Origin of the sequence: uncultured Kriegella sp. (assembly GCF_963975415.1) — a bacterium.
In the GTDB taxonomy this organism is placed as follows: domain Bacteria; phylum Bacteroidota; class Bacteroidia; order Flavobacteriales; family Flavobacteriaceae; genus Kriegella.
Map to the genome: position 1 here is coordinate 257,216 of NZ_CAXBGN010000006.1, position 26,264 is coordinate 283,479.

Below are 26,264 nucleotides of genomic sequence, written 5' to 3' on the forward strand. Positions count from 1 at the left end.
AATATTTACGGAACAATGACAAAAAGATATTTCTGGAACGGTTTTTATTTTTACTTCTTTTTTAAGGGAGGTATGGGACTGTTGTAGTATATTCTAAAAATATAAACAAGTTGAAGTCCCATGAAGAATGGGGCTTTTTTTTTGTTCAATTTTGTGTTTTTTGCGTTCGATAGAAGAATCGGTAATTAGAAGTTGGTCAACAACAAACCTCCCGGCCATTGGTTCGGGGTCAGTTAAAGTATATGAGTTTAAAAGTAGCTATCCAAGGCGTTAAGGGGTCGAACCACCATCAGGTGGCAAATGAGTATTTTTCGGAAGATGTCGATCTTGTAGAATGTATGTCTTTTGATGAATTGGTCGATAGTCTGCTCACTAAGGATGCTGATGTAGGCGTAATGGCTATTGAGAACTCGATTGCGGGTTCGATAATTCCCAATTATGCGCTGGTGAACCACAATAACCTTCATATCGTAGGGGAGCATTACTTGAATATACATCATAATTTAATGGTTCTCAAAGGCCAAAAGATGGAGGATATAAAGGAAATACATTCACATCCAATGGCTTTGTTGCAATGTAAAGACTTTCTGAAGGTTTATCCGCATATTAAGCTGGTAGAAGCGGTCGATACGGCTGAAACGGCGGCGCGAATTCAAGAACGCGGCTTGAAGGATATTGCTGCAATAGCCCCGAAAGTGGCGGCTAAATTGTACGATCTTGAAATTATCGCCTCTGAAATACAGACCATTTCGAACAATGCAACACGGTTTATTATCGTGAGAACAAAGAATAAAGTTTTGCCACTCTCTCAGATTAATAAGGCATCACTTCGATTTTTGACCGATCATAAAAGGGGTAGTTTGGCAACAGTGCTAAATGTAATGAGTGATTGTAATTTGAATTTGACAAAAATACAATCATTACCGGTCATAGAAGAACCTTGGAAGTATTCCTTTTTTGTGGATGTAACTTTCGAAAAATATAAGCATTTTGCAAAGGCAAAGTCTTTGTTGGAAATTATGTCAGAAGATTTCAAAATATTGGGAGAATATAAAAACGCCAGAACATGATACGTACGGCCGATCGTTTACATACAGTAGAGGAATACTACTTTTCAAAGAAATTGAGGGAAGTTAGGGGGCTTATGGCCGCAGGGCGTCCTATTATCAACATGGGTATCGGTAGCCCTGACCTGGCACCGTCAAAAGAAATTATTGAAAGTGTTCAGAACGCGGTTTTTGATGATGGCGCGCACCAATACCAAAGTTATCAAGGGTTGCCGCAATTGCGGGCTGCCATTTCTGAATTTTATGCAGAAAAGTTCGAGGTAGCGGTCAGTCCTGAAAACGAGATTTTACCTTTAATGGGATCGAAGGAAGGCATCATGCATATTAGTATGGCTTTTTTAAATCAAGACGATGAGGTTTTGATTCCCAATCCGGGTTATCCGACATACACCTCTGTTACAAAGCTGGTCGGTGCCAAGGCACTATATTACAATTTGACTGTAGAGAATAATTGGTTTCCCGATTTGGAAGCTCTAGGGGAACAAGACTTGTCGAAGGTCAAGTTGATGTGGATTAATTATCCGCATATGCCTACGGGGGCAATCGCAAGTCGAGAGCAATTTAAGCAACTGGTAGCCTTCGCCAAACAAAATGATATCTTATTGGTCAACGACAATCCGTATAGTTTTGTATTGAACAATAATCCAACAAGTATTTTGGCAATTGATGGCGCAAAAGATTTCGCCTTGGAGCTGAATTCATTGAGCAAGACCTTTAATATGTCTGGATGGCGGGTAGGTATGGTACTCGGAAGTGCAGAACACATCGATGCTGTTTTAAAGGTTAAGAGCAATATGGATTCGGGTATGTTTTACGGAATTCAAAAAGGGGCCATTGCGGCTTTAAAAAGTGGAACGGGTTGGTTTGATGAATTAAATAAAGTCTATAGGGCGCGCCAAGAACTGATTTTTAAATTGGCAGATAAATTGGGTTGTACCTATGATAAGGATTCTGTCGGTATGTTCGTTTGGGCGAAATTACCAAAAGGAAGCCTCCCGGCAGAGGAGTTTATCAACGAAATTTTATACGACAAAGACATATTCTTGACTCCCGGAACTATTTTTGGAAGTATGGGGGAAGGGTACATTCGATTCTCTTTATGCGTAAAAGAAGAGAAGATACAGGAGGCTATAAGTAGATTTAAGTAGTTGCGGTATTAGTGCAAATAATAAAAAGAAAGTAAGAAGCGTGAGCATCTGAAATTTAGCATAAACAAAATGAACATATTTATCATCGGTATCGGATTGATCGGCGGCTCAATGGCCAAAGACATTAAGCGACTGGGATTAGAGGGTAAAATCTTCGGAATTGATGCAAACGCATCTCATTTGGAGGAAGCCTTGACCTTGAATATCATCGATATAAAATCAAGTTATGCAGAGTTGCATTTGGCAGATATTGTAATTGTCAGTACCCCGGTTGACGTTTTGGCAGCCGAACTTTCTAAAATATTGGATGCCGTCTCCGATGATTGTGTGGTATTCGACGTGGGTTCAACTAAGGCAATGGTATGCAAAATTGTTGAAGACCATCCGAAAAGACGTAATTTTTTGGCGTGCCATCCTATTGCCGGAACCGAATTTTCAGGTCCTTCGGCGGCAATCGATCAGCTGTATGTTGGCAAGACCAATATTATTTGTGAAGTTGAAAAAACGGCCTTTAAATTGCAGGAAAGAGCTTTAGAACTTTTTCAGCAAATGGGTATGCGCATTCGATATATGAACCCAGAGGCACATGATAAGCACATAGCCTATGTATCTCATTTGTCACATATAAGCGCATTTATGTTGGGAAAGACGGTTATCGAGAAAGAAAAGAATGAAAGGGATATTTTTGACATGGCAGGCAGTGGGTTTGAAAGCACAGTGCGATTGGCAAAAAGTTCTCCTGCAATGTGGACACCTATTTTCGAACAGAATAAAAGCAATGTGATCAAGACCCTGAACGAGTACATTCAGAACCTTCAAGAGTTTAAACAATTGCTTGAAGATGGAGATTATGAGGGTATTTTTAATGAAATGAACGATACGAATAGAATAAAGGAAATATTAAAAGGGATGCCCCATAATAAAAAAGAATTGACAGGGTAAGAAAGTGTAGGCTCTGATAAAGAGTATCAAAAATAATAAGTATAAATCGCATTAAAGTAGCAATATCAAAAAGTAAAATTAACAAGTAATGGAGAATTCAAAAGAAATGAGATCATGGTTAGATAATATGGGGTTGGATCACCCTTTGGTGATAGCAGGGCCATGTAGTGCTGAAACCGAAGAACAGGTGTTGGGAATAGCCCACAGTTTGAAAGATACCGACGTAAATTACTACCGCGCCGGAATCTGGAAACCACGCACGCGTCCTGGAAACTTCGAAGGTGTAGGTGCCTTGGGTTTAAAATGGTTGCAGAAAGTAAAAGAGGAAACCGGATTAAAAACGGCTACCGAAGTTGCCAATCGTGCCCACGTCGAATTAGCTTTGGAGCATGATATTGATTTATTATGGATTGGTGCCCGTTCTACCGTAAGTCCATTTATTGTTCAAGAAATTGCCGATGCTTTGGAAGGAACCGATAAAGTGGTTCTAATTAAAAACCCTGTAAATCCTGACTTGTCTTTATGGTTAGGTGCTGTCGAACGTTTGCATACGGCAAACATCAAAAACTTAGGAGTCATTCATAGAGGGTTCTCTACTTACGAAAAGACCAAATACAGAAATATTCCAGAGTGGCAGTTGGCCATTGATCTTCAGACAAAGTTTCCTGACCTTCCTATAATCAATGATCCATCGCATATTACCGGAAAGCGTGATATGATTTTTGATGTTTCACAGACGGCATTGGACCTAAATTTTGATGGATTGATGATTGAGACACATCATGATCCTGACAATGCGTGGAGTGACGCCGCTCAGCAAGTTACCCCAAATCGATTGGTTCAGATCATGAAAGATTTGAGAATTCGAAAGGAGACCGATAGCGAAGCGGAATATAACAGTAAACTGAGCAACCTAAGAACTCAGATAGATATCTTCGATCACCAGTTGATTGAAACCCTAGGGAAGCGAATGAAGATTTCTGACAGTATTGGTGCTTTGAAAAAGCAAAAAAACGTTGCGGTCTTACAGTCAACACGATGGAACCAAATTTTGGGCGCCATGATTTTGGAAGGAGAGTCGAAAGGATTGAGCGAAGAATTCGTATTAAAAATGTTCAAGGCCATTCACCAAGAATCTATAAATCACCAAGAAAAGATTATTAACGCATAATCTTCTTGGTAACTCGTTTGTCACGTTGCGTGCAGTCGAAGTATTTTAAAACCATTCGACTGCACCAATGTTGACATTAATCAATCTTTCTTAAATACGTATCTGGTAATAAATATACCTTGGCCATCATTTTGGCCGGCATCCGCTTCAACGGCACTGGTAACAAAGGCCAGTTCCCATCCCTCTGCGGCCAATGCAGAAAGTTTAGATGAGATTACGGCATCGTTAGCGGCGATATTCTGAAAGCGTATACCTGCGATATTATAAAAATTAAGAAGTTTCGTTTCTTCAAAATTCTTTACTCGAATTTCACTGCGTTTAGATTTATTACGGGTATTGTCTTCATCGGTTTGCTCTGAAGTAAAATCCTCAAAATCTTTGTCTTCTTGGGCATCAATGATTCTAGACCGTCCCATACCACTGGGTACAATAGATTCTACACTTGTAATTACTTTGAATTGCTGCGCATTGCTCTCTAGAAATGCACATAAAAACAGACTTAAAATAATAGAAAGCTTTTTCATTTTTTTAAATGTTTGTTGGATGATTTTATTTTGAGCGTTTGAAAAACGTGTTCGATTTTCAAAAATAAAACTATTTATAAAAAGGACGGGTTTTAAATTTCCCTGAAACTCATTGAAATAGTTCAAGCGACAACGGAAAAGAATCACTGCCATTACGTTAAAAAACCGTTATTTTGCAATATGCGGGGAACTGTTTATAAATCAACAGGTAGTTGGTACACGGTAAAGGTTGATGACGGGCGTTTTTTTGAATGCAGGATCAAGGGAAAGTTTAGGCTCAAGGGGATTAAGAGTACTAACCCAGTGGCTGTGGGAGATATTGTTAAATTCGAAATCGAACGGTTAGGCGATGATGCTATAGGTGTAATCTCTCAAATCGAAGACCGAAAGAATTATATCATTCGCAAATCGGTAAACTTGTCAAAGCAAACTCATATCATTGCGGCTAATTTAGATCAGGTTTTTCTGATTGTGACTTTGAACAATCCGAAAACTTATACCTTGTTTATAGATCGGTTTTTAGCCACTGCCGAGGCTTACGAAGTACCTGCCGTTTTGCTTTTTAACAAGATTGATAGTTATGATATCGACGAGTTGGCCGAAGTGAAATATTTGGCTGCAATGTATCGTGATATCGGGTACAGATGTGTTGGTATATCAGCAAAAACGGGAAAGAATGTTGATGAGGTAAAGCAGTTGATGAATGATAAAACGAGTATGTTCGCAGGCCATTCGGGAGTGGGAAAGTCGACTTTAATCAATCTAATCGAACCACAATTGGAAATAAAGACGGCCGAAATATCGGAACAACATCTTCAAGGGCAACATACAACAACCTTTGCCGAAATGCACGATTTAAGTTTTGGAGCCCGGATTATCGATACTCCTGGGATCAAGGGATTTGGTATTGTCGATATGGAACCCTCGGAAATAGGTGATTATTTTCCCGAATTCTTTATTTTGAAAGGTGATTGTAAATTTAATAATTGTTTACACTTAGACGAGCCAAAATGTGCGGTCAAAGTAGCTTTAGAAAATAATGAAGTGTCGTGGAGCCGGTATAAAAGTTATGTACAGATGGTTACGGGTGATGACGATACCTATAGGATTGATAACTACGGAGAAGAGAAATAAATGCGAGCGGTCATACAGAGGGTTTCCAGGGCAAGTGTCACGGTTGATGGAAAAATAGTTTCTGAAATTACCAAGGGGCTTTTAATTCTTTTGGGTGTTGAAGATGCCGACGATTTACAAGATATTGAATGGCTATCGCGGAAGGTCGTCAATCTTAGAATATTTAACGATGCCGAAGGCGTTATGAACAGATCACTTCTTCAAGAGCAAGGCAATGCCTTGGTAGTCAGTCAGTTTACCTTACATGCAGCTACAAAAAAGGGAAACCGACCCTCGTATATTAAAGCAGCAAAGCCTGATGTTGCGGTGCCTATGTATCAGAATTTTGTCAAACAACTTGAAAATGACCTCGGTAAAAAAGTCGGGACTGGTATTTTTGGTGCCGATATGAAAGTTGATTTGTTAAACGATGGTCCGGTAACGATTATTATTGATACAAAGAACAAAGAATAACACTCTTTGTCGAATTTTTATTTTTTTTAGTAAGAAATTTAGGTGATTTGTCATTGTAAGTTTTTCCCAAATCTGACAAATGCGCCTACTTAGTTATCTATTCTTCCTGCTCTTTTTGCACGTTTCTAGTGCTCAGAATGCTGATTTTCAGTCTATTATTTTGAATAAGGGTCTGACCGAAAATGCCAATGCGTTGGTGCGCCTGGATGAAACCGACATAAGGTTACTTTCGAGTGATAGAATGACGGTCAAAAGCAGAACGGTGACAACCGTCTTTCGAAACGCCGGGAAAGAAGCCATAAAGAACTATGTGTACTACGATTCGGAAATTAAACTAGAAGAATTCGAGGCCATTATTTATGATGCGTCGGGGAATCAGATCGATAAAATAAGAAAGAAAGATTTTAAAGATGTCAGTGCAGTATCGAGTATTTCGTTATATGAGGATTCAAGAATTAAATATTTTGAATATATACCCCTTAGTTATCCGTATACCATAGATTTCTCTTACAGTTATCAGACTTCGAATACGGCATTTATTCCAAAATGGACTCCTGTAGACGATTACTTGGTAGGAGTTGAAAAGAGTGCATATCGATTTGAGTATCCGGAAGGAACCAACGTCAGAAAGCTTGAAAAAAACTTTGATGGTTATGCTATTTCAAATAAATCTTCAGGCAATGTTTTGATTTATGAGGCTATCGATATTCCGGTCTTAAAAAAGGAAATGATAAGTCCGTCTTTCAACGAGACGCAGCCCCAGTTGCTACTTGCACTCGATGAATTCCATTTAGAGGGCATCGATGGGGAAGCCAGTGATTGGAAATCTTTTGGTAAATGGCGGTATGATAGAATGCTGGCAAATAAAGATGTGCTTTCGTCGGCCACAGTAGCCAAAATCGAAGGTTTACTACAGGGAATCACAGACCCGGTCAAAAAAGCCAAAATTGTTTATAAATATGTGCAAGATAACACGCGCTACATAAGTGTTCAGTTGGGAATTGGAGGATGGATGCCTATCGCTGCAGAAGAGGTCGACCGTGTAAAATATGGTGATTGCAAAGGTCTTACAAATTATACACGTGCACTTCTTAAATCACAGGGTATTGAATCGTATTATACCGTTGTTTGGGCAGGTGATGAGAAACGTAATATAGAAAAGGATTTTGCCTCGATGCAAGGCAATCATATCATATTGAATTTACCGAATGATGGTGATGATATCTGGCTTGAATGTACTAGTCAAAAGATACCTTTTGGGTTCTTGGGCGATTTCACAGATGACCGTGATGTTTTGGTAATTACTCCGGAGGGAGGAACTATTAAGCACACATCAGCTTATCTTGATTCGGATAATAAAAAAGTGACTCAGGCCGATATCATTATATCTGGGCAAGGTGGTCTTAGTGCTGATGTCAACATATCAACTCAAGGGATGCAATACGACAAGCGCTCTTCCTTAACAATGCTGACCGATGAAGAAAGAGATAAATACTATAAACAGTACTGGAGCAATATCAATGGATTAAAAATTAACAAAATCAAATTGGAAAATGATAAAGATGCCATTGCCTATGCCGAGAATGTGAGATTAGAAGCACAGTCATACGCAAGTTGGGTTGCAGACGATATGCTAATCCAACTTAACCCTTTTGATGCCAATACCTTTGTGCCCGATAGATACCGAAAAAGAAAACAAGATTTTGAAGTTTCAAGAGGATATTTAGATGAGAATACCTATAAGATAACATTACCAGAGTCTTATAAAGTGGATGTTCTGCCCGAACCAAAAATTATAGATACAAAATTCGGAACCTATAGCATGCAAGTAGAGAAACAGGGCTCCAATGGCCTGCAGTATACGAGGAAGCTTTTAATACGACGCGGCCGATATTCTAAGGAAGAATACAATGCATACCGTGACTTTAGAAGAACGATTTCGAAAACTGACAATTTAAAAATCATTTTATCTAAAAAAATAATATGACAATTATGAAAAGTAAATATTTGACGGCCGTACTTGTTTTAATAGTGATGCAATTGCAGGCGCAGGAAATTAAATTTGGAAAGGTTTCAATGAATGAATTGACGGAAAAATACAACCCCAAAGATTCATTGGCTGATGCAACTTATCTATACCAGTATAGAAAAACACATTTTGTCTATAATAAAGATAAAGGATTTGAGCTTGTTACCGAATTTCATAATCGACTTAAAATCTTCAGTAAAGAGGGATTCGATTACGCCACGAGAAAAATAAACCTCTACAAAGAAGGCGGCGCCAAAGAACAAGTTTTAGGATTAAAAGGAGTTACCTATAATTTACAAGAAGGAAAAATAGTAGAATCAAAATTAAGGAAAGACGGTGAATTTGAAATCGAATTGTCTAAATATTACGACCAAAAATCTTTTACGATGCCCAATGTAAAAGAGGGTTCGGTACTAGAATATCAATATTCCGTAGTTTCCCCTTTTATTTCCAATATTGATGAATTCATTTTACAGGAAGATATACCCATAAAAAAGACAGTGGCAATCATGGAATCGCCCGAATACTTTATTTTTAGATTGAATACGAAAGGTTTTTTGCCAATAAGGTCAGATAAACGTACAGTAACCGATCAAATATCTTTTCTGAATAAAACAAGATCAGGGGGGCAAGGGTTTTCATCTAGAAATACTAATTTTAGTACTAGTGTGATCAGTTTTAATAAAGAAATTACGACCTATGAACTAACAGATGTGCCAGCTTTGAAAACAGAACCTTTTGTAAACAATATCAACAACTATCGTTCGTCCATTAAATATGAATTATCGTACACAAAGTTCCCGAATAGCGGACTTAAGTATTTTGCCACGACATGGGAAGATGTAGTTAAAAAGATATACGACCACCCCAATTTTGGAACAGAATTGAATAAAAAGGGTTATTACGATGATGACCTAAAAACAATTATTTCCGGGGTGTCTAATCCTATAGAACGAATAACTTTGATTTTTGATTTCGTCAAGTCACAGATCAAGTGGAACGGGGTCTATGGCAAGTACACTATCGACGGTGTGAAAAAAGCGTATAAAGATCGTACCGGTAATGTCGCAGAGCTCAATCTAATTCTTACTTCAATGTTAAGAAATGCGGGGTTGAAGGCCAACCCCGTACTTGTAAGTACAAGGTCTCATGGCATTCCGTTGTTCCCGACCCGTGAGGGATACAATTACGTGGTTTCAGGTGTAGAGACATCTAATGGTATGGTTTTGTTAGATGCTACGAGCCCATTCAATGCTCCAAATATGATTCCGGTGCGGGCATTGAATTGGGAAGGGAGACTTATTTCTGAAAATGGAACGTCAAGAAATATCAGTTTAATTCCTTCAAAAAAATCGACTGATACTGCCATGATCAGGGTGGCTATTAATGATGATGGTTCAGTCGATGGCGAATTCAGACAGCAGTATAGGGGTCATTATGCCATGATTTTTAGGGGCAAGTATAACAAAGGTACCCAAGATGCCTTTCTGGAACAAGAGGAAAAGCTAAACGACAATATCGAAATATCTGATTATAAACTGACCAACAATTCTGAAATAGATAAGCCTATAGTTCAATTTTATAATTTCTATAAGGAAGATGTTATTGATGTTGTTGGCAACAAGTTATATTTTTCACCGATGCTTCATTTGGCAGCGGAAGAAAATCCATTTAAGCTTGAGAAAAGAGAGTTTCCTGTTGATTTTGGTTTTCCTTGGGAAGATAAGTTTATAATCAAAATTAAAATACCGGAAGGATATCAAGTAGAGACTATGCCCCAAGCTAAAATAATTAGTTTGCCGGAAAATTTAGGGTCGTTCAAATACGCAATAAAAAATAATTCCCAAGAAATAGATTTAACTGCAAGCGTTGCTATCAATTCTGGTATAATTCCGCCTAATTATTATGAAACCCTGAAAGAATTTTATCGACAATTGGTAGAAAAAGAAACAGAAAAGGTAGTTTTATCTAAAATTACTGAGAATGAGTATACAGAAAGCGCAGCAGGAAGTAGATGAATGGATAAAGGCCCATGGCGTTCGTTATTTTAATGAACTGACCAACATGGCACAGCTTACCGAAGAGGTAGGTGAGGTAGCCCGTATTATTGCGAGACGTTATGGTGAGCAGAGCGAAAAGGAATCAGACAAAGAAAAAGATTTAGGGGAAGAACTGGCCGATGTACTTTTTGTGGTACTTTGTTTGGCCAATCAGACAGGTGTGGATCTTGACAAGGCCTTTTATGATAAATTAAAGCTTAAAACCGAACGTGATCACGATCGACATCATAGTAATAAAAAGCTTAAATAATTTATCTTTGTGCTTCGTTCGCTTTGAGTTTGATATTAGGTGCCAACATTTGATGTTTGAGCTCCTCAATTCTGCTCATCGCCTAAAAATATAGAGAACATTGAAACTACACCTTTCCGCTCCTCCCAGTAATTTTTTAAATTCAAAAATTCAGATTACAGGCTCAAAAAGTGAATCGAATCGACTATTGCTTTTGCAGGCCTTGTATCCGAATATTTCCATTGAGAATCTCTCCAATTCCGATGATGCCCAAGTGATGCAAAAGGGACTGAAGGTACAAAACGGAGTGGTCGACATACACCATGCGGGCACTGCAATGCGCTTTTTAACCGGATATTTTGCCTCTCAAGAAGGGAAAGAGGTGGTTCTGACCGGTTCGAAACGCATGACGGAAAGACCGGTTAAAATCCTCGTTGAGGCTTTGCGCAGTTTGGGGTGCGATATCACCTACCAAAAAGACGAAGGTTATCCTCCTATTACGATAAAAGGGAGAAAAATTACTAAAAGCAAGGTGAGCCTTCCGGCCGATGTAAGTAGTCAATATATATCTTCCTTACTACTCATCGCCGCCAGTTTACAAAAAGGACTCGAACTCGAATTGGTCGGTAAAATTACCTCGGTGCCTTACATTCAAATGACGTTAGGGTTGTTAAATGGGGTAGGCATAGAAACAACTTTCGAAGGCAATAGCATTAAGATAGCTCCAAAGTCGAACATAGATGCTACTAATTTGGTTGTAGAATCCGATTGGAGCTCTGCATCCTATTTTTATAGTATCGTAGCCTTGGCTGAAGTAGGTACCGAAATTACCTTGTCAGCATACAAAAAAGACAGTCTACAAGGCGATAGTGTGCTTTCTGAAATTTACACACAATTTGGGGTAGCGACTACTTTTGAAAACAACACGATTGTTCTGCGAAAAATAGAAAATGAACAATTGTCGACCATTACCTGCGCACTACAAGATGCTCCTGATATAGCGCAAACGATTGCCGTAACCTGTTTTGGGTTAGGTATAGGTTGCCATCTCACAGGTTTGCATACCTTAAAAATTAAGGAAACCGATCGGTTAGAGGCCTTGCATGAAGAATTGTCGAAATTGGGCGCTGTTATATCGGTGACCGATAATGCACTTACATTGAAAGCGGGCACTACGATAAAGCCCGACGTGGCGATAGATACTTATAACGATCACAGAATGGCAATGGCTTTTGCTCCTTTGGCTTTGAAAACATCAATTATTATCAATGATGCCGAAGTGGTTTCGAAATCGTATCCTGATTTTTGGAATGACTTGAGAAAGTTGCAAATTCAGATTGAAAAATTATAATTAGCATTTAATCATCGTTTTACTTGACAACGCCTATTCTAGGATTGTATATTTGCAGCCGCAAAAATTGCGAACCGAAATGCATTGCATGACATAGAATTTCAGAATTCCTTAGCAAATCGAGGTTTTATCTGTGGAATTCATGTTTTTCATTCAAAACAATAATAATAACATATGAAATTATCGCACTTTAGTTTTGAACTGCCCGACAATCTATTGGCTGAATACCCGGCTGAAAACAGGGATGAGTCCAAATTAATGGTTGTCCATAGAGAGACGGGAAAAATAGAACACAAAATGTTCAAAGACCTGATCAATTATTTTGATGAGGGAGACGTTATGGTGCTGAACAATACCAAGGTGTTTCCGGCAAGACTTTATGGAAATAAAGAAAAAACCGGTGCACGTATCGAAGTTTTTTTGTTGCGTGAATTAAACGAAGAACAGCGTCTTTGGGATGTTCTTGTTGATCCTGCACGAAAAATACGAATCGGTAACAAACTCTATTTTGGTGATGATGAGACCTTGGTAGCGGAAGTTATCGACAATACCACTTCTAGGGGGCGTACACTTCGGTTTTTATATGATGGTTCATATATAGATTTTAGAAGGAAACTTCGGGATTTAGGCCAGACCCCATTGCCAAAATACATCAAGCGCGGTGTAGAACCGGAAGATGAAGAGCGGTATCAAACAATTTATGCCAAACACGAAGGTGCCGTAGCGGCACCGACTGCCGGATTGCACTTTTCAAAACATTTGTTGAAACGTCTAGAAATAAAAGGTGTCGATTTTGCTGAAGTTACACTACATGTTGGGCTAGGTACCTTTAACCCGGTAGAGGTAGAAGACCTTTCAAAGCATAAGATGGATAGTGAGGAATTGATCATTGATGAAAGAGCTACCGAAGTTGTGAATAACGCAAAAGCAAACAAAAAGAAGGTTTGTGCAGTGGGTACGACAGCCATGAGAGGGTTGGAAAGCGCTGTTTCATCAGGCCATACATTGAATACTTTTGATGGGTGGACGAATAAATTTATTTTTCCTCCTTATGATTTTAGTATCGCCAATTGCATGGTAACTAATTTTCATTTGCCTAAATCAACGTTGTTGATGATGGTATCGGCATTTATGGGACATGACTTGATGAAAAAAGCGTACAAAGAGGCCATTTTAGAGGGTTATCGCTTTTATTCCTATGGTGACGCCATGTTGATTATATAATATTCAAGGAGTCTACGGTTTCGTTGGGAGCCCTGAAATGACTATATTAAAATCCTGCTTAAACAATTTTAATTTTAAGCGGGATTTTTTGATTTTTTATCTTTAATACAATGGCTGAGCAGCTAAAGAAAAAAGACATACGGGCACTGACAAAGGAACAATTGAGAACATTTTTTGTTTCTCAAGGAAATAAAGCATTTCGAGGAAACCAAGTCTACGAATGGCTCTGGAACAAATCGGCCCACTCTTTCGAGGTTATGACCAATCTTTCGAAAGAAACCCGTGATATGCTTGAAGCCAATTTTGTAATCAACCATATTAAAGTAGATCAAATGCAGCGTAGTAACGATGGCACCATAAAAAATGCCGTTCGTCTACATGATGATTTGGTCGTAGAATCGGTTTTGATCCCTACCAGTAGTAGAACTACAGCTTGTGTTTCAAGTCAGGTAGGTTGTAGTCTAGATTGTAAGTTCTGCGCCACATCACGATTGAAACGAATGCGTAACTTGAATCCTGATGAGATCTATGATCAAGTTGTAGCCATTGACAACGAAAGTCGATTGTATTTTGATAGGCCTCTGAGCAATATTGTTTTTATGGGTATGGGCGAACCATTGATGAACTACAATAATGTGCTAAAGGCCATTGAAAAGATTACTTCCCCGGAAGGTCTGGGTATGTCACCTAAACGCATTACGGTTTCTACTTCGGGAGTGCCAAAGATGATTAAAAAAATGGCTAATGATGGGGTAAAGTTCAAATTGGCGGTTTCCTTACATTCTGCAATTGATGAAATCCGTACATCGATTATGCCGTTTAATGCAACATTCACGTTAGCTGACCTGCGCGAGGCCCTTGTCTATTGGTATACCAAGACGAACAGTCGCATTACGTACGAATATGTAGTCTGGGAAGGAATTAACGATAGTCAAAAAGATGTTGATGCCCTGGTCGATTTTTGCCGATTTGCGCCGTCAAAGGTAAATTTGATCGAATATAACCCAATAGACGATGGTGAGTTCAGACAGGCATCTAATAAGGCTATTGAGCGCTATGTTGCCAGTTTGGAAAAAAAGGGTATTGTAGTGACCGTTCGACGCTCGCGCGGTAAAGATATCGATGCGGCCTGTGGGCAGTTGGCCAACAAACAGTAAGTAAGTGTATAATTTCCTGACGGGAATAAAATGTTGGGTGGGGAATACTGCATGTTGAGAGTTGATTACTGCCCCATTTTACTTATTTTTAGCGCTTCAAATTTGATAGGCCTAAGCTGTAAAACGTACTTCTTGAAAATTGTATCCCAAATAAAGGAACCCATTGAAAAGGAAATGGAACTTTTTGAAGCAAAGTTTCGTGATTCCATGTCTTCGAAGGTTGCTTTACTAAATAGAATCACCTATTATATTGTAAACCGAAAGGGAAAGCAAATGCGGCCAATGTTTGTATTTTTGGCCGCCAAATTGTTGAATGACGGTGTGGTCAACGAGCGCACGTATCGGGGTGCAGCGGTGATCGAATTGATTCATACGGCTACTTTGGTTCACGACGATGTGGTCGATGAAAGTTATAAACGAAGGGGGTTTTTCTCAATAAATGCCCTATGGAAAAATAAAATCGCAGTTCTTGTAGGGGATTACCTTTTGTCAAAAGGGCTGTTGTTGTCGATTGATAATTCTGATTTTGACCTCTTACGTATTATTTCCGTTGCCGTACGGGAAATGAGCGAAGGGGAGCTTCTGCAAATTGAAAAGGCCCGACGATTAGATATTACTGAATCGGTCTATTACGATATCATCCGTCAAAAGACCGCTACATTGATTGCAGCTTGTTGTAGCCTTGGCGCCTGTTCGGTGCGACCCGATTCTGAACATGTAGAGACTTTTCGAAAATTCGGGGAATTTTGTGGAATGGCCTTTCAAATAAAAGACGACCTTTTCGATTATGGAGGATATAAAATTGGCAAACCGACAGGCATTGATATTAAGGAGCAAAAAATGACTTTACCATTAATCTACGTACTCAATAATTGTAGTGCCGAAGAGAAAAAATGGCTCATCAATTCGGTGAAAAATCATAATAAGAATAAAAAAAGAGTAAAGGAGGTCATAGCCTTTGTAAAGGAAAGGGGAGGGTTGGAATATGCCGTTACAAAAATGTTGGCTTTTAAGGAAGAGGCATTGTTCCTCTTAAGTGCCTACCCCGAATCAGACTATAAAAATTCACTTGAATTGATGGTCAACTATGTTGTCGATCGAAAGAAGTAAGGTAAGTATTTCACACATTTTCATTAAAAAAATAACCCGTTCAGGCAACCTTTTCATAGAACGATGCGTCTATCTTTATAGAAGGTAATATCAAAAGGCTTGAAAATTATTCCATTCTACAAAAACGAAAAACAGCTGGTCAAAAAATCAGCATCGGGCAACCGAGATGCGCAACAGCGTTTGTATGAGAAGTATGCACCGAAAATGTTGGGGGTTTGTAGAAGGTATATTACAGACCTGCAGTTTGCCGAGGATGCTATGGTCAATGGCTTTGTAAAGGCTTTTAAAAAGTTGGACACTTTTCGAAATGAAGGCAGCTTCGAAGGCTGGTTACGCAGAATTATGGTCAGGGAATGTATTTCCCATTTACGTAAGCGGCAGTTCGTGGTGTATGATGACAGTCTTTTTGAACGGGCAACTTTGCAGATTACAAACACTACCTCTGAATTTGATGCCGAGTATATACAGCGTTTGATCGATGCTTTGCCCGAGGGGTATCGAGCGGTATTCGTAATGTATGCTGTAGAAGGGTATAAACACCAAGACATTGCAGAAATATTGAATATTTCTGAAAGTACTTCTAAATCGCAACTTTATAAAGCCCGTAAATGGCTACAAGAACGATTAAAGCAACAAAATATAGTAGGTTATGGCACCGAGTAAATTTGAAAACCATATTAAAAAAAGTCTGCAAGAGCGAGAGATCCGTCCTTCTGCGAATGCTTGGAATAGTATTTCGGGGAAACTGGAGGTTTCTGAAAAACCTAGGTCAAAAAGTTACTATTGGTACGGTATTGCAGCAAGTGCGATTGGCCTTCTGTTAGTTTCTGCTTGGTATTTTAATGGGGAAAAGATGATAGATATACCTCAAACTGTAGTAGAGGAAAATCGAGAGGGTCCTGCGCTGCAGGAAAAACAACAAGTGCCTAAAGTTGTTTTAGGGAAAAAAATAACAATCGAAAATACCAACATTGAAAAAATAATAGAACCGAAGAACACAAATCGGGTTGTTGCACTTCCTGAAATCGAGAGCGCTGTAAAAAAGGCGATTGCCGTGGTGGCTAAGCCGAGTATTCCGCAGGAAAAGGTAGTAATAGTTCCTAGAGCTTCGAACGGATTGATCGATTCAAAAATAGCCGAGATTGCTGCTCAAGTCGGTACACTGGAAAAAAAGAATGGGGTAGTGACCGATGAAGAAATCGATGCCTTGCTGCTCGAGGCCCAACAAGAAATACTAGAAAACAAAATTTTCAGAAAAGATAGCTCAGTTGATCCAATGGCGCTTTTGGCCGATGTGGAAAATGAATTGGATAAATCTTTTCGGGATGAAATTTTCGATGCCCTCAAAAATGGCCTCCTTAAGGTAAGAACTGCTGTGGCCGATCGTAACAAATAGAATTCATCAATCATTAATCAAACTCCTGAATATCGCTTCGCCTCTTTGGTACTAACGAGGTGGTGCGGCGATACACGGGGGTAATAAATCAAAATCATATGAAAACGATTACATTGTATTTAGTACTACTATTAATTTCATTGCTTACCCAAAATCTGTTGGCACAAGATGATGAAACCCTGAAGTACAAGGTAGAAGAACTGGAAATGAAAAAAGCAGCGGTTGCCCAAGTAGAACGTGAGGCCTTGAGAAAGGAAGTTGAAATAATAAATGAAAGCCTTCGTAAAGGCGAGATTTCACAAGAAAAGGCACAAGAACGAAAAAAGGAAGCAGCAGAAAAGCACGCTAAAAATATTGAGAACAAGGTAGCGATTTTACAGAATACCATCGAATTATTGAAGCGTAAAGGGGCAGTAGACCTCAATACGGAGACTAGCAGTATCGAAATTGCATTCGGGGGTGACGATAATGAAGGCGATGTACTCTTTGGAATAAAATACAATTCGGGAAACCAAAAGAAACCCGTTTATGACAAGAGAACCTACGGGGAGCCAATAATCGCTTTTGGCCTGAACAATGCAATTATCGACGAACAATCATTGGAAGATTCACCCTATAAAATTGGCGGAAGTCGTTTTTTCGAAATCGGTTGGGCCTGGCGTACGCGGGTTTTCGAGAACACCAATTTTTTACGTTTGCATTATGGCCTTTCATTTCAGTTGAATGGCTTGAAACCTATTGATAACCAATACTTCGTAGTTAATAACGGCCAGACCGAATTACAAGAGTTCAATCTAGAGCTTAAAAAGTCAAAACTTAGAATGGACAATCTTGTGGTTCCGGTACATTTTGAATTCGGGCCTTCTAAATTCACGAAGACCGATGAACAGATACGATATTCCATTCATGATAAATTCCGTTTTGGTATAGGAGGATATGGGGGGGTAAATTTATCGACAAGACAAAAACTGAAATATGAATTGGAAGGAGATGAGGTAAAAGATAAATTGAAAAGAAGTTATAACACTAGTAATTTCGTTTACGGGCTAAGTGGTTATATAGGCTTTGATAGTGTTCTACTATATGCAAAATATGATTTAAATCCGATTTTTAAGAATGCTACGGTCGAACAACATAATGTGTCTTTGGGTATACGGTTTGATTTGAATTAGTTTTCATCCGTTGCGCGTAGCATGGCATCATTGAATTCTTCTTTGTAATACACCTTTTTGCAGTGCGAGCATTCTGCAATAATTTCATTGGAGATTTTAAAGATTCGAATCCAAAAGAGATGAAACCAATTAGAAGTTTCAGAAACGGTAAGTGTTCCAGTTTGTTCGCAAAAAGGACAACTTATCGAATCAAGTTCTTTGTTTTCTGTTTTTCCAGGGCGGGTTCCAAAGAAGAGGATCATGTTTGCTGTTATTTGTGCAGCGGCTAGTTTGTATAAAGTTATACAAGCCGCTAAAAATATGCTAGACTGTTTAGTTAAAATAATCCTAAACGGCAGCTGTCGCTTGAGTGGTATGGGTTTAAGTTTTATCTTACTTTAAAACTAAAGCAATGAAAAAGAGACTTTTATTTATACTAAGTGCGGCAGTCTTTATAGGCTGTAAAGATGAAGTTAAAATCTCAGAAGAGGCCAAGGAAGATATAGCCGATAGTGAGCCCAGTACAGTACAGACGGCTATTGGTTCGGTTGAGTTGGTTGCACCATTTTCATCGGAATCGGTAACCAAAGAAAGTGAAGTGATCGGTTGGGGCGACAAAACACCTGTAGCACCTGCTGGTTTTACGGTTACAAAGTTTGCAGACGAACTTAAACACCCGAGGTGGACGTACATTGCGCCCAACAACGATATATTTGTTGCAGAGTCGGACACCGAGAAAAGTGCGGATCAGATTACCCTATTTCGGGATACAAATAATGATGGAGAGGTTGACGAGCGCCATATTTTTGCTGAAGGCTTGAATCAAAACTTTGGGATGTTGGTTTTGGACGGATTCTTCTATGTGGCGAATACAGATGGCCTTTATCGTTACCCCTATAATGAGGGACAAAATAAGCTTGAAGGGGAGGGCGATAAAATTGTTGAACTTTCCGCTAGCGGATACAATAACCATTGGACACGTAATATCATTACCAATGAAGAGGGTAGTAAGATATACATATCGGTAGGGTCTGCCAGCAACGTCGGCGAGCAAGGAATGGAAATAGAAGAGCGAAGAGCCAATATTTTAGAAGTTAACCCTGATGGCAGCGGAGAGATTATTTATGCCGATGGATTACGGAATCCGGTAGGCATGGACTGGAATCCTGTTACGGGTGAACTTTGGACTGCGGTAAATGAACGAGATAAATTAGGTAATGACCTAGTGCCCGATTATATTACCAGTGTAAAAAAAAATGGTTGGTATGGCTGGCCGTATAGCTATTACGGTCAAGTAAATGATCCGCGATGGAAAGACGACCCGCACCAAGATTTGGTAGCTAAAGCAATTGTACCCGATGTTCCGGTAGGAAGCCACACCGCATCATTAGGCCTTACGTTTTACACGGCTGAGCAGTTTCCTTCCAAATATAGGAACGGGGCGTTCGTAGGCCAGCATGGTTCTTGGAATCGCGCAATTTTTTCGGGGTACAAAGTTGCCTTTGTTCCCTTCGAAAATGGTGAACCCCAAACCCCGGAAGATTTCTTGACCGGTTTCATTGCCGATGAAGAAGCGGGTGAAGTATATGGTCGCCCAGTATGTGTTGTAGTTGCAACTGATGGATCGCTCTTGGTCAATGATGACGATAGTGGCACTATATGGCGTGTGGCTGCCGAATAAAACTATATTTGATTTTAGAATGCGAAATAGTGTCTTATCTTTAGACACTATTTTCTTTTTTACGAGACACTTTGATTTCAAAATCTACCATTGATAAAGTATATGAAACTTCCCGTTTAGAGGAGGTCATCGGCGATTTTGTTCAGTTGAAAAAATCAGGGACCAATTTTAAAGGGTTGAGTCCCTTTACCGATGAGCGTACCCCAAGCTTTATGGTATCGCCGGTCAAGCAAATTTGGAAAGATTTTAGTAGTGGAAAAGGGGGCAATGTGGTGGCTTTTTTAATGGAACATGAGCATTTTACCTATCCTGAAGCCATAAAATATCTAGCAAAAAAGTACAGCATTGAGATTGAGGAAACCGAGCGAACCGATGAGCAAAAGGAAGAGGCAAACGAGCGTGAGAGTATGTACTTGGTCTCCGAGTTCGCCCAAAAACACTTTTCCGAGATGTTATGGAACAGCGAATTGGGAAAGGCAATCGGGCTAAGCTATTTCAAAGAACGGGGGTTTACCGATGAAACTATCAAGAAATTCGGATTGGGGTATTGCCTAGACCAATGGGATGGCTTTACCTTGGCCGCCCTAGATAAAGGTTATCAATTAAACTACTTGGAAAAAACAGGACTTACCATTGTCAAGGAAGATAGCAATAACCCGAATAATCCAAAGAAATTTGACCGTTTCAAAGCGAGGGTGATGTTTCCTATTCATTCCATGAGCGGTAGGGTTTTAGGTTTCGGTGGACGTATTTTGAAGAACGATAAAAAGGCGGCCAAATACTTGAATTCACCCGAAAGCGATATTTACCACAAGAGCAAAGTGCTCTATGGAATTTATTTTGCCAAGCAAGCTATTGCAAAAGAAGATAATTGCTATTTGGTCGAAGGGTATACCGATGTCATCCAATTCTATCAAAGAGGTATCGAAAATGTCGTGGCCTCTAGTGGCACCGCACTTACACCAGAGCAGATTCGACTCATCAATAGGCTTACTAAAAATATTACGGTGCTTTTCGATGGTGATGCTGCCGGACTTCGTGCTTCTTTACGCGGAATCGATTTGATTTTGGAGCAGGGCATGAACGTTAAGGTTTGTTCGTTTCCTGAAGGTGAGGATCCTGATAGTTATGCCAAAAAATACGAACTCGAAGAAGTTAAAACCTATTTAGAAGAAAACAGCAAGGATTTTATTCAGTTCAAAGCGAACCTTTTGGCGAAAGAAGCGGCAAACGACCCTATAAAAAGGGCGGAAACGGTACGCGATATCGTCAATAGTATTGCCAAGGTCCCCGATGCCATTAAAAAGGAGATTTATATTCAAGAGTGTGCTCAAATAATGAATGTTTCTGAAGGGGTGTTGTTCACCACCTTGGCACAGATCAGTAAAAAGGAACGCACCGATACTTCGAAAAGAGAACGTCAGGCGCAGAAGGAGAATACTTTTGCCGTGGTGAAGAATGAAGAGCGTGTCGAAAAAGTAGACGTTCAGTATGAGCTTGAAAGAAAAATTATTGAAATGTTGCTATTATACGGCAATGAGTTGGAAGAATTCGAAGATTTGGTCTTAAAGGAAAACGAAGAAGGCGACCTTATTCTCGAACCCGAATCTTTAGAATCTAAGGTTTATGAAAAAATTTACCTAGACTTGCAAGAAGATGAAATAGAGCTGACGAACGTTCGATTTAGAAATATCTACTATAAGTTGATTGAAGAATTGAATGAAAAGGAAGAGTTTTCAATTAGCACTTTTTTATCGGAATTAGATCAAGACCTCGTCGCTGAAATTTCATCGATAATGATGGAAGAAGAAAAATATACCCTCCATAATTGGGAGCGAAAGGATATTTATCCAAAGGATAAAAAAAAGGGAGTAGCCCAATTGGTGAGCGAAACTATATTGACGTTGCGTTGTTTTTTAATTAAAAAACGGATGTTCGCTTTACAAAATGAAACAAGGGAAAGCGTAGCGGATAACCGGGAAACTTTGGAAGAAATTATGAATTACCTGCAACTTAATAAACTTCTAAATAAGAAATTGAACCGGGTACTCTAATGGTATAAATAAAAAACCCAACGCTTTTGACGTTGGGTCTTCATTTTTTTGGGAAGATATTTAGTATAACTCTAGTGCCTTAGCCTGTTGCAACAGATCAACCATATTGTCAACATTCAATTTTTTCATCAAACGCGCCTTATAGGTACTGACCGTTTTTTCATTAAGATTCAACCCTATGGCTACATCTTTATTTCGTTTACCACTGGCTAATAATTTTAGCACTTCAACTTCTCGGGTAGAAAGTTTTCTAAAGAATCTACGAGGTTTTTGTGTGCCTTCATCAAAAGCTAAACGCTGAGCTAACTCATTGGTAATAAACATACTACCTTCGTTTACCTTTCGAATGGCCGAGATGATGTAATCAATATCGGAGGCTTTTGATAGATAACCAAAAGCACCTGCCCTGATGGTACTAAGTGCATAGACGTCCTCAGATTGTCCACTATACATCAAGACTTTGACCTCAGGAAAATCTTTTTTAATTTTTCTTAAGGTGGCGATACCGTTAATTTCTGGAATGTCCATTTCCAATAAAACAACATCTGGTGTAACCTCTTCCAGTCTTTCTAAAAGTTCGGAAGTTGTTGCAACATCATCGACAACCTCGAAACCTGAAGCAGAGTTTAATACTTGTCTCACCCCCATTCGTATAATCGGATGGTTGTCCGCAATTAATACTTTAATCATTTTGATAAGTTTAGCAAGATAAGAATACCAATCATGAGTAGTGTAAAAATACTCACACGTAATGTAAGGTTTAAATATCTAATTTCGTAGACAAAAATGGCTTTTTTTTATTAAAAATCAAGATTATTGATAATTTATTCGTTTTATCTACTTGATTCTTAGTTGAGTGGTTTATTTTAACATTTCAGGGATTTCACAAACCGGAATCGGAACCATCTTATGGCGGTTGGCAGAATTAAGCTTCTTATATATGTCGAATACTTCTTTTTCGCGACCGATAAAATCGGAAACGGACTTCCCTTCATCGCTCATTTTCATGGCCCACTCCAACTCGGGGTATGAAGCACCTATCTGGTCTTCGTCTGTTCTATCATCGCCCCAAAGTCCATCTGTGGGGGCGGCTTCTATCACTTCTGAATTAATGCCCAAAAAGCGGGCGATTTCGTACACTTCCGTTTTTAGAAGATCGGCAATCGGACTAAGGTCAACACCTCCATCACCGTATTTGGTGTAAAACCCTACACCAAAATCCTCTACTTTATTGCCGGTTCCGGCTACCAAGTAGCCTTCAAGGGCGGCAAAATAGTATAATGTGGTCATGCGCAGCCGTGCCCGGGCATTGGCAAGCGTCAAAAATCGAGACTCTTCGCTGTCTACTTTTGGCAGTTCAGCAATAAAACTGTCAAAAATTGGGGTAAGGTTTACCTGCTGCCTTTTTACGTTGTCGAAATTTTGTTGTAACCAGTCAATATGATTTGAAGCGCGATCGACCTGATTGGTCGCCTGATGTATGGGCATTTCGAGACAGAGTAATTCTAGGCCTGTCTTGGCACATAGGGTTGATGTAACCGCTGAATCGATACCTCCTGAGATACCAATAGTAAATCCCTTTAGGCCAGCATTGCTAGCATAATCTTTTAACCAGTTCACAATATGGTCTATTACTTTTTCGGTCTGCATGGGATATCGTATTAAATGGAAATCAATTAACTTTGCCCCTAAAAATAAAAAGCACGCGCTTAAAAGGAAAGCAAACGGGAAATTACTTTATATGGGAAAGCGAATTTTTATGATTTTATTGGTTTCTAGCCTCTTTTGGGCATGTAATGACAAGGAAAAAGTGTCTGAAGAAATTGAAAGAATCGAGATTGATTTAGAAATTGCTCGGTTCGACCGAGAGTTTGCAAAGTCTGAACCTTTAGATATTCCCGTTTTAAAAAAAGCCTTCCCTTATCTTTTTCCGGCAAGGTATACCGATAGTGTATGGGTTGCAAAATTACAAGACACACTTCAAATTGAATTGTTGGAGGAGGTCGATCAAGTGTTCTCAGATTTCCAAACTGAAGCTAACGACCTCGAACTTCTATTCAAACATATAAAATACTATTTTCCTCAATATAAAGTCCCTAGAGTGATAACGGTAACCAGTGATGTTGATTATCAAAACCGTATTATAATGACCGACAGTCTTTTGTTGATAGGGTTGGATAATTATTTGGGACCCGAACATCGGTTTTATGAGGGGCGTCAGCGGTATATCGCCAAAGGATTTGATAAAGCATATTTGATTAGTGATGTGGCCAATGCGTTTGCCAAACAGGTCGTTCCGAGACCTCGTGATCGTACTTTTTTGGCGCAGATGATATATTATGGTAAAGAATTGTATTTGAAAGATAAACTAATGCCTCTAGCCTCCGATGCTCAAAAGATAGTATATTCAGAAGATGAACTGGCTTGGGCCCAGGCTAATGAAGAGCCTGTCTGGCGTAATTTCATTGAACAAGAACATTTATACAGCACGAATGCAAAATTGGGCCCCCGATTTTTGGATCCAGCACCTTTTTCAAAATTCGGACTTGAACTCGACAATGAATCCCCAGGGCGTATCGGTCGTTATGTAGGATGGCAAATTGTGAGGTCGTTCATGGAAAAAAATGAAATAGAATTACCACAGCTTTTAAACCTTTCAGCAGCTGAAATTTTCAAAAAAAGTAACTACAAACCAAAAAAATAATGGCAAAGTTCCATACATCAGAAATAACATTAAAGGTAGAATTAGACGAGAATCGAGTACCTGAAGAATTGACTTGGTCGGCACAAGATGGTGGCATCGACAATGAAAGGGCCAAAGCCATGCTACTCTCGGTCTGGGATAGCGAGAATCAAGAATCGTTAAAAATCGATTTATGGACAAAAGATATGCCGGTCGATGAAATGAAAATTTTTTTTCATCAAACACTTGTTTCGCTCTCCGATACTTTTATGAAAGCAACCCAAGACGAAAAAATGACGGCTACCATGAAAGATTTCTGTGACTATTTTGCAGAGAAGTTAGAACTAAAGAAATAAAGTTTTTTTGGAGTTGGTAACCTCCCGCTTAATATAAAATGTCGTAAGTGTTTATCGATAACCCATCGCTATAGGCTTTACTTTCGGTCAGTTTAAGCGGAATAGTATTTTTGAAAGTACCGAATAGGGGAGTTCCATCACCTAAAATAAGAGGGTTCACTTTTAGTTTTAGTTCATCGATGAGCTTATTATTCAACAACCAACCTGCAAACTGGCCTCCACCACAGAGGTAAATATCGGTTTCTGAGGTTTCTTTCAATGCTTTTATGATGTTGAGGTCCAAATTGCAAAGGGTAAGTTGGTCGCTTTGGTTTTCGAATTTCAATGCTTTGGAAAAGATATAATGCTGCATATGCGGGTAGGCGGGTTGGCCTGGCTTTAAGCCATACTGATAGCCGAATTCATAGGTTTTGCGGCCCATGATTACGGTTTTAAAGTCTTTCAAATCTTCAAGATATGTATTTACGCCATCTCCAGCAGTAACAAAGCCGCTAATGTCTTCATTCCGTCCGGCGATAAAGCCATCGATGGAGGTTGCTACATAGTAGATTATTTTTTTCATGAGGTTACTTTTATGACTAACATATTGGTTTTATTCCTTTTTTACCAGAGCGTATCTGTGCTCGTCCCAAAAGTTATTATTCTTGAAAACCGCTTTTTGGGCAATCCCCTCTTTTTGAAACCCGTTCTTTTCTAAAACTCGCATTGAACCCACATTGTATTCAAAGGCACTTGCAAAGACCCGGTTTAGTTTTAACTCTTCAAATGCATAGCGAACAAGCAATTCAACCGCCCTTGTGGCAATGCTTCTGTCCCAAAAAGGTTCACCGATCCAATAGCCGACCTCCGCAGATTTGTGATACACGTCCTTTTGAAATTTTAAGCCGACACAGCCGCAAAATTCTCTTTCGTATTCAATAGCGAATACCTTTTCTGTTTCGTCTTTACTTTGCAGTTTAATAAACGCTTCCGCATGTTCTTCGGTATACGGGTAGGGGAAACGGTCACTGACATTTTCCCAAATCTTTTTGTTGTTGGCGAGTTGGGTCAATTGGTTTTTGTCGGCGGGTTCTAACCCCCTAAGCGTTATTTTTCCATTTTCCTGCATAAAATTCTTCTATAATTTTAAAGAGTACCTCGGAACAAATTGAATTTCGATTATATATTGCGACCGGAATAAGTTCATCATTGGGCACAATCCAAGGGTATGTGTTAGAATCACTTTATTAAAATCTACGGGTATGTCAATAGGAAAACGAATCTCTATCTCCGTGCATTATTAATTTGTACATTCATTAGTACTCAAGTAAGGAAGTGAAAAATTCATACCATCGTAGCTTTTTG

The 26,264-nt window shown here is 39.2% G+C and carries 26 protein-coding genes; 20 read left to right on the top strand and 6 right to left on the bottom strand.

Annotation, left to right across the window (positions count from 1 at the left end; genetic code table 11):
- The first annotated feature begins 242 nt into the window (after positions 1 to 242).
- From AACZ88_RS15040 to AACZ88_RS15055, 4 genes are all read left to right on the top strand, one after another.
- Positions 243 to 1,070 carry a prephenate dehydratase gene (locus AACZ88_RS15040; RefSeq protein WP_339711811.1) on the top strand — a complete coding sequence of 276 codons (828 nt, stop codon included), beginning with the start codon at positions 243 to 245 and terminating at the stop codon, positions 1,068 to 1,070.
- Positions 1,067 to 2,215 carry an aminotransferase class I/II-fold pyridoxal phosphate-dependent enzyme gene (locus AACZ88_RS15045; protein ID WP_339711813.1) on the top strand — a complete coding sequence of 383 codons (1,149 nt, stop codon included), beginning with the start codon at positions 1,067 to 1,069 and terminating at the stop codon, positions 2,213 to 2,215. The genes AACZ88_RS15040 and AACZ88_RS15045 overlap by 4 nt, the downstream gene beginning before the upstream one ends.
- Before the next feature lie 69 nt (positions 2,216 to 2,284).
- Positions 2,285 to 3,157 carry a prephenate dehydrogenase gene (locus tag AACZ88_RS15050; protein ID WP_339711815.1) on the top strand — a complete coding sequence of 291 codons (873 nt, stop codon included), beginning with the start codon at positions 2,285 to 2,287 and terminating at the stop codon, positions 3,155 to 3,157.
- An 88-nt stretch (positions 3,158 to 3,245) separates the two neighbouring features.
- Positions 3,246 to 4,328 (top strand): bifunctional 3-deoxy-7-phosphoheptulonate synthase/chorismate mutase type II, encoded by a 1,083-nt coding sequence (locus AACZ88_RS15055; protein ID WP_339711817.1) that lies wholly within the window; start codon positions 3,246 to 3,248, stop codon positions 4,326 to 4,328.
- An 80-nt stretch (positions 4,329 to 4,408) separates the two neighbouring features.
- Here the strand turns inward: AACZ88_RS15055 and AACZ88_RS15060 are convergent, their stop codons facing one another.
- Positions 4,409 to 4,852: a hypothetical protein gene (locus AACZ88_RS15060; RefSeq protein WP_339711819.1), complete on the bottom strand. Its 444-nt coding sequence runs from the start codon at positions 4,850 to 4,852 to the stop codon at positions 4,409 to 4,411.
- Between the two features lie 180 nt (positions 4,853 to 5,032).
- On the opposite strand from AACZ88_RS15060, the gene rsgA reads away from it, so the two are divergent.
- The 12 genes from rsgA (at position 5,033) to AACZ88_RS15120 (ending at position 18,167) form a co-directional block, all read left to right on the top strand.
- Positions 5,033 to 5,986 (top strand): ribosome small subunit-dependent GTPase A, encoded by a 954-nt coding sequence (gene rsgA / locus AACZ88_RS15065; RefSeq protein WP_339711821.1) that lies wholly within the window; start codon positions 5,033 to 5,035, stop codon positions 5,984 to 5,986.
- The gene (gene dtd, locus AACZ88_RS15070) at positions 5,987 to 6,439 is read left to right on the top strand and encodes a D-aminoacyl-tRNA deacylase (protein ID WP_339711823.1); all 453 of its coding nucleotides are present in this window, start codon (positions 5,987 to 5,989) and stop codon (positions 6,437 to 6,439) included.
- Positions 6,440 to 6,518: 79 nt separating this feature from the next.
- A complete protein-coding gene (locus AACZ88_RS15075; RefSeq protein WP_339711825.1) occupies positions 6,519 to 8,426 on the top strand; it encodes a DUF3857 domain-containing protein in 1,908 nt (635 codons plus the stop codon).
- A gap of 5 nt (positions 8,427 to 8,431) precedes the next feature.
- On the top strand, positions 8,432 to 10,486 hold the full coding sequence (locus AACZ88_RS15080) for a transglutaminase (RefSeq protein ID WP_339711827.1): 2,055 nt from the start codon (positions 8,432 to 8,434) through the stop codon (positions 10,484 to 10,486).
- Positions 10,452 to 10,778, top strand: a complete 327-nt coding sequence (locus AACZ88_RS15085) for a nucleotide pyrophosphohydrolase (protein ID WP_339711829.1) — start codon at positions 10,452 to 10,454, stop codon at positions 10,776 to 10,778. The genes AACZ88_RS15080 and AACZ88_RS15085 overlap by 35 nt, the downstream gene beginning before the upstream one ends.
- A 100-nt stretch (positions 10,779 to 10,878) precedes the next feature.
- Positions 10,879 to 12,108, top strand: a complete 1,230-nt coding sequence (aroA, locus tag AACZ88_RS15090; RefSeq protein WP_339711830.1) for a 3-phosphoshikimate 1-carboxyvinyltransferase — start codon at positions 10,879 to 10,881, stop codon at positions 12,106 to 12,108.
- Between the two features lie 174 nt (positions 12,109 to 12,282).
- Positions 12,283 to 13,332, top strand: coding sequence for a tRNA preQ1(34) S-adenosylmethionine ribosyltransferase-isomerase QueA (gene queA / locus AACZ88_RS15095; protein WP_339711831.1), 1,050 nt, complete (start codon positions 12,283 to 12,285; stop codon positions 13,330 to 13,332).
- A gap of 110 nt (positions 13,333 to 13,442) precedes the next feature.
- Positions 13,443 to 14,489 carry a 23S rRNA (adenine(2503)-C(2))-methyltransferase RlmN gene (rlmN, locus tag AACZ88_RS15100; RefSeq protein WP_339711832.1) on the top strand — a complete coding sequence of 349 codons (1,047 nt, stop codon included), beginning with the start codon at positions 13,443 to 13,445 and terminating at the stop codon, positions 14,487 to 14,489.
- A 132-nt stretch (positions 14,490 to 14,621) separates the two neighbouring features.
- A complete protein-coding gene (locus AACZ88_RS15105; protein WP_339711834.1) occupies positions 14,622 to 15,599 on the top strand; it encodes a polyprenyl synthetase family protein in 978 nt (325 codons plus the stop codon).
- A 99-nt stretch (positions 15,600 to 15,698) separates the two neighbouring features.
- Positions 15,699 to 16,262, top strand: a complete 564-nt coding sequence (locus AACZ88_RS15110; RefSeq protein ID WP_339711835.1) for an RNA polymerase sigma factor — start codon at positions 15,699 to 15,701, stop codon at positions 16,260 to 16,262.
- Positions 16,249 to 16,995, top strand: a complete 747-nt coding sequence (locus AACZ88_RS15115) for a hypothetical protein (protein ID WP_339711836.1) — start codon at positions 16,249 to 16,251, stop codon at positions 16,993 to 16,995. The genes AACZ88_RS15110 and AACZ88_RS15115 overlap by 14 nt, the downstream gene beginning before the upstream one ends.
- 98 nt (positions 16,996 to 17,093) lie before the next feature.
- Positions 17,094 to 18,167 (top strand): hypothetical protein, encoded by a 1,074-nt coding sequence (locus tag AACZ88_RS15120; protein ID WP_339711837.1) that lies wholly within the window; start codon positions 17,094 to 17,096, stop codon positions 18,165 to 18,167.
- On the opposite strand, the gene AACZ88_RS15125 is transcribed toward AACZ88_RS15120, so the two are convergent.
- Positions 18,164 to 18,409 carry a zinc-ribbon domain-containing protein gene (locus tag AACZ88_RS15125; RefSeq protein ID WP_339711838.1) on the bottom strand — a complete coding sequence of 82 codons (246 nt, stop codon included), beginning with the start codon at positions 18,407 to 18,409 and terminating at the stop codon, positions 18,164 to 18,166. The two genes, AACZ88_RS15120 and AACZ88_RS15125, sit on opposite strands and share 4 nt — an antisense overlap.
- Positions 18,410 to 18,558: 149 nt before the next feature.
- Between AACZ88_RS15125 and AACZ88_RS15130 the strand changes: the two genes are divergently transcribed.
- Both AACZ88_RS15130 and dnaG read left to right on the top strand, forming a co-directional pair.
- Complete coding sequence (locus tag AACZ88_RS15130; RefSeq protein ID WP_339711840.1) at positions 18,559 to 19,827, top strand: sorbosone dehydrogenase family protein; 1,269 nt, start codon at positions 18,559 to 18,561, stop codon at positions 19,825 to 19,827.
- Between the two features lie 71 nt (positions 19,828 to 19,898).
- Positions 19,899 to 21,881: a DNA primase gene (gene dnaG, locus AACZ88_RS15135; protein ID WP_339711841.1), complete on the top strand. Its 1,983-nt coding sequence runs from the start codon at positions 19,899 to 19,901 to the stop codon at positions 21,879 to 21,881.
- A 60-nt stretch (positions 21,882 to 21,941) separates the two neighbouring features.
- On the opposite strand, the gene AACZ88_RS15140 is transcribed toward dnaG, so the two are convergent.
- Both AACZ88_RS15140 and nadE read right to left on the bottom strand, forming a co-directional pair.
- Positions 21,942 to 22,571 carry a response regulator transcription factor gene (locus AACZ88_RS15140; protein WP_339711843.1) on the bottom strand — a complete coding sequence of 210 codons (630 nt, stop codon included), beginning with the start codon at positions 22,569 to 22,571 and terminating at the stop codon, positions 21,942 to 21,944.
- Positions 22,572 to 22,742: 171 nt separating this feature from the next.
- On the bottom strand, positions 22,743 to 23,531 hold the full coding sequence (gene nadE / locus AACZ88_RS15145; RefSeq protein ID WP_339711844.1) for an NAD(+) synthase: 789 nt from the start codon (positions 23,529 to 23,531) through the stop codon (positions 22,743 to 22,745).
- A 91-nt stretch (positions 23,532 to 23,622) separates the two neighbouring features.
- On the opposite strand from nadE, the gene gldB reads away from it, so the two are divergent.
- Positions 23,623 to 24,585, top strand: coding sequence for a gliding motility lipoprotein GldB (gldB, locus tag AACZ88_RS15150; protein WP_339711846.1), 963 nt, complete (start codon positions 23,623 to 23,625; stop codon positions 24,583 to 24,585).
- Positions 24,585 to 24,920 (top strand): gliding motility protein GldC, encoded by a 336-nt coding sequence (gene gldC / locus AACZ88_RS15155; RefSeq protein ID WP_339711848.1) that lies wholly within the window; start codon positions 24,585 to 24,587, stop codon positions 24,918 to 24,920. Before gldB ends, gldC begins: the two co-directional genes overlap by 1 nt.
- A 28-nt stretch (positions 24,921 to 24,948) precedes the next feature.
- Here gldC and AACZ88_RS15160 read toward each other — a convergent pair whose 3' ends face one another.
- Together AACZ88_RS15160 and AACZ88_RS15165 are read right to left on the bottom strand one after the other, a co-directional pair.
- On the bottom strand, positions 24,949 to 25,482 hold the full coding sequence (locus AACZ88_RS15160) for a dihydrofolate reductase family protein (RefSeq protein ID WP_339711850.1): 534 nt from the start codon (positions 25,480 to 25,482) through the stop codon (positions 24,949 to 24,951).
- Positions 25,483 to 25,512: 30 nt separating this feature from the next.
- Positions 25,513 to 26,028, bottom strand: a complete 516-nt coding sequence (locus tag AACZ88_RS15165; RefSeq protein ID WP_339711851.1) for a GNAT family protein — start codon at positions 26,026 to 26,028, stop codon at positions 25,513 to 25,515.
- Positions 26,029 to 26,264 lie beyond the last annotated feature (236 nt).

What these genes read in the sequence shown, in the direction of transcription:
- AACZ88_RS15040 (WP_339711811.1), top strand. Translation starts at nt 243, where the DNA reads ATGAGTTTAAAAGTAGCTATCCAAGGCGTTAAGGGGTCGAACCACCAT.
- AACZ88_RS15045 (WP_339711813.1), top strand. Translation starts at nt 1,067, where the DNA reads ATGATACGTACGGCCGATCGTTTACATACAGTAGAGGAATACTACTTT.
- AACZ88_RS15050 (WP_339711815.1), top strand. Translation starts at nt 2,285, where the DNA reads ATGAACATATTTATCATCGGTATCGGATTGATCGGCGGCTCAATGGCC.
- AACZ88_RS15055 (WP_339711817.1), top strand. Translation starts at nt 3,246, where the DNA reads ATGGAGAATTCAAAAGAAATGAGATCATGGTTAGATAATATGGGGTTG.
- AACZ88_RS15060 (WP_339711819.1), bottom strand. Translation starts at nt 4,852, where the DNA reads ATGAAAAAGCTTTCTATTATTTTAAGTCTGTTTTTATGTGCATTTCTA.
- rsgA (WP_339711821.1), top strand. Translation starts at nt 5,033, where the DNA reads ATGCGGGGAACTGTTTATAAATCAACAGGTAGTTGGTACACGGTAAAG.
- dtd (WP_339711823.1), top strand. Translation starts at nt 5,987, where the DNA reads ATGCGAGCGGTCATACAGAGGGTTTCCAGGGCAAGTGTCACGGTTGAT.
- AACZ88_RS15075 (WP_339711825.1), top strand. Translation starts at nt 6,519, where the DNA reads ATGCGCCTACTTAGTTATCTATTCTTCCTGCTCTTTTTGCACGTTTCT.
- AACZ88_RS15080 (WP_339711827.1), top strand. Translation starts at nt 8,432, where the DNA reads ATGAAAAGTAAATATTTGACGGCCGTACTTGTTTTAATAGTGATGCAA.
- AACZ88_RS15085 (WP_339711829.1), top strand. Translation starts at nt 10,452, where the DNA reads ATGAGTATACAGAAAGCGCAGCAGGAAGTAGATGAATGGATAAAGGCC.
- queA (WP_339711831.1), top strand. Translation starts at nt 12,283, where the DNA reads ATGAAATTATCGCACTTTAGTTTTGAACTGCCCGACAATCTATTGGCT.
- rlmN (WP_339711832.1), top strand. Translation starts at nt 13,443, where the DNA reads ATGGCTGAGCAGCTAAAGAAAAAAGACATACGGGCACTGACAAAGGAA.
- AACZ88_RS15115 (WP_339711836.1), top strand. Translation starts at nt 16,249, where the DNA reads ATGGCACCGAGTAAATTTGAAAACCATATTAAAAAAAGTCTGCAAGAG.
- AACZ88_RS15120 (WP_339711837.1), top strand. Translation starts at nt 17,094, where the DNA reads ATGAAAACGATTACATTGTATTTAGTACTACTATTAATTTCATTGCTT.
- AACZ88_RS15125 (WP_339711838.1), bottom strand. Translation starts at nt 18,409, where the DNA reads ATGATCCTCTTCTTTGGAACCCGCCCTGGAAAAACAGAAAACAAAGAA.
- AACZ88_RS15130 (WP_339711840.1), top strand. Translation starts at nt 18,559, where the DNA reads ATGAAAAAGAGACTTTTATTTATACTAAGTGCGGCAGTCTTTATAGGC.
- AACZ88_RS15140 (WP_339711843.1), bottom strand. Translation starts at nt 22,571, where the DNA reads ATGATTAAAGTATTAATTGCGGACAACCATCCGATTATACGAATGGGG.
- nadE (WP_339711844.1), bottom strand. Translation starts at nt 23,531, where the DNA reads ATGCAGACCGAAAAAGTAATAGACCATATTGTGAACTGGTTAAAAGAT.
- gldB (WP_339711846.1), top strand. Translation starts at nt 23,623, where the DNA reads ATGGGAAAGCGAATTTTTATGATTTTATTGGTTTCTAGCCTCTTTTGG.
- gldC (WP_339711848.1), top strand. Translation starts at nt 24,585, where the DNA reads ATGGCAAAGTTCCATACATCAGAAATAACATTAAAGGTAGAATTAGAC.
- AACZ88_RS15160 (WP_339711850.1), bottom strand. Translation starts at nt 25,482, where the DNA reads ATGAAAAAAATAATCTACTATGTAGCAACCTCCATCGATGGCTTTATC.
- AACZ88_RS15165 (WP_339711851.1), bottom strand. Translation starts at nt 26,028, where the DNA reads ATGCAGGAAAATGGAAAAATAACGCTTAGGGGGTTAGAACCCGCCGAC.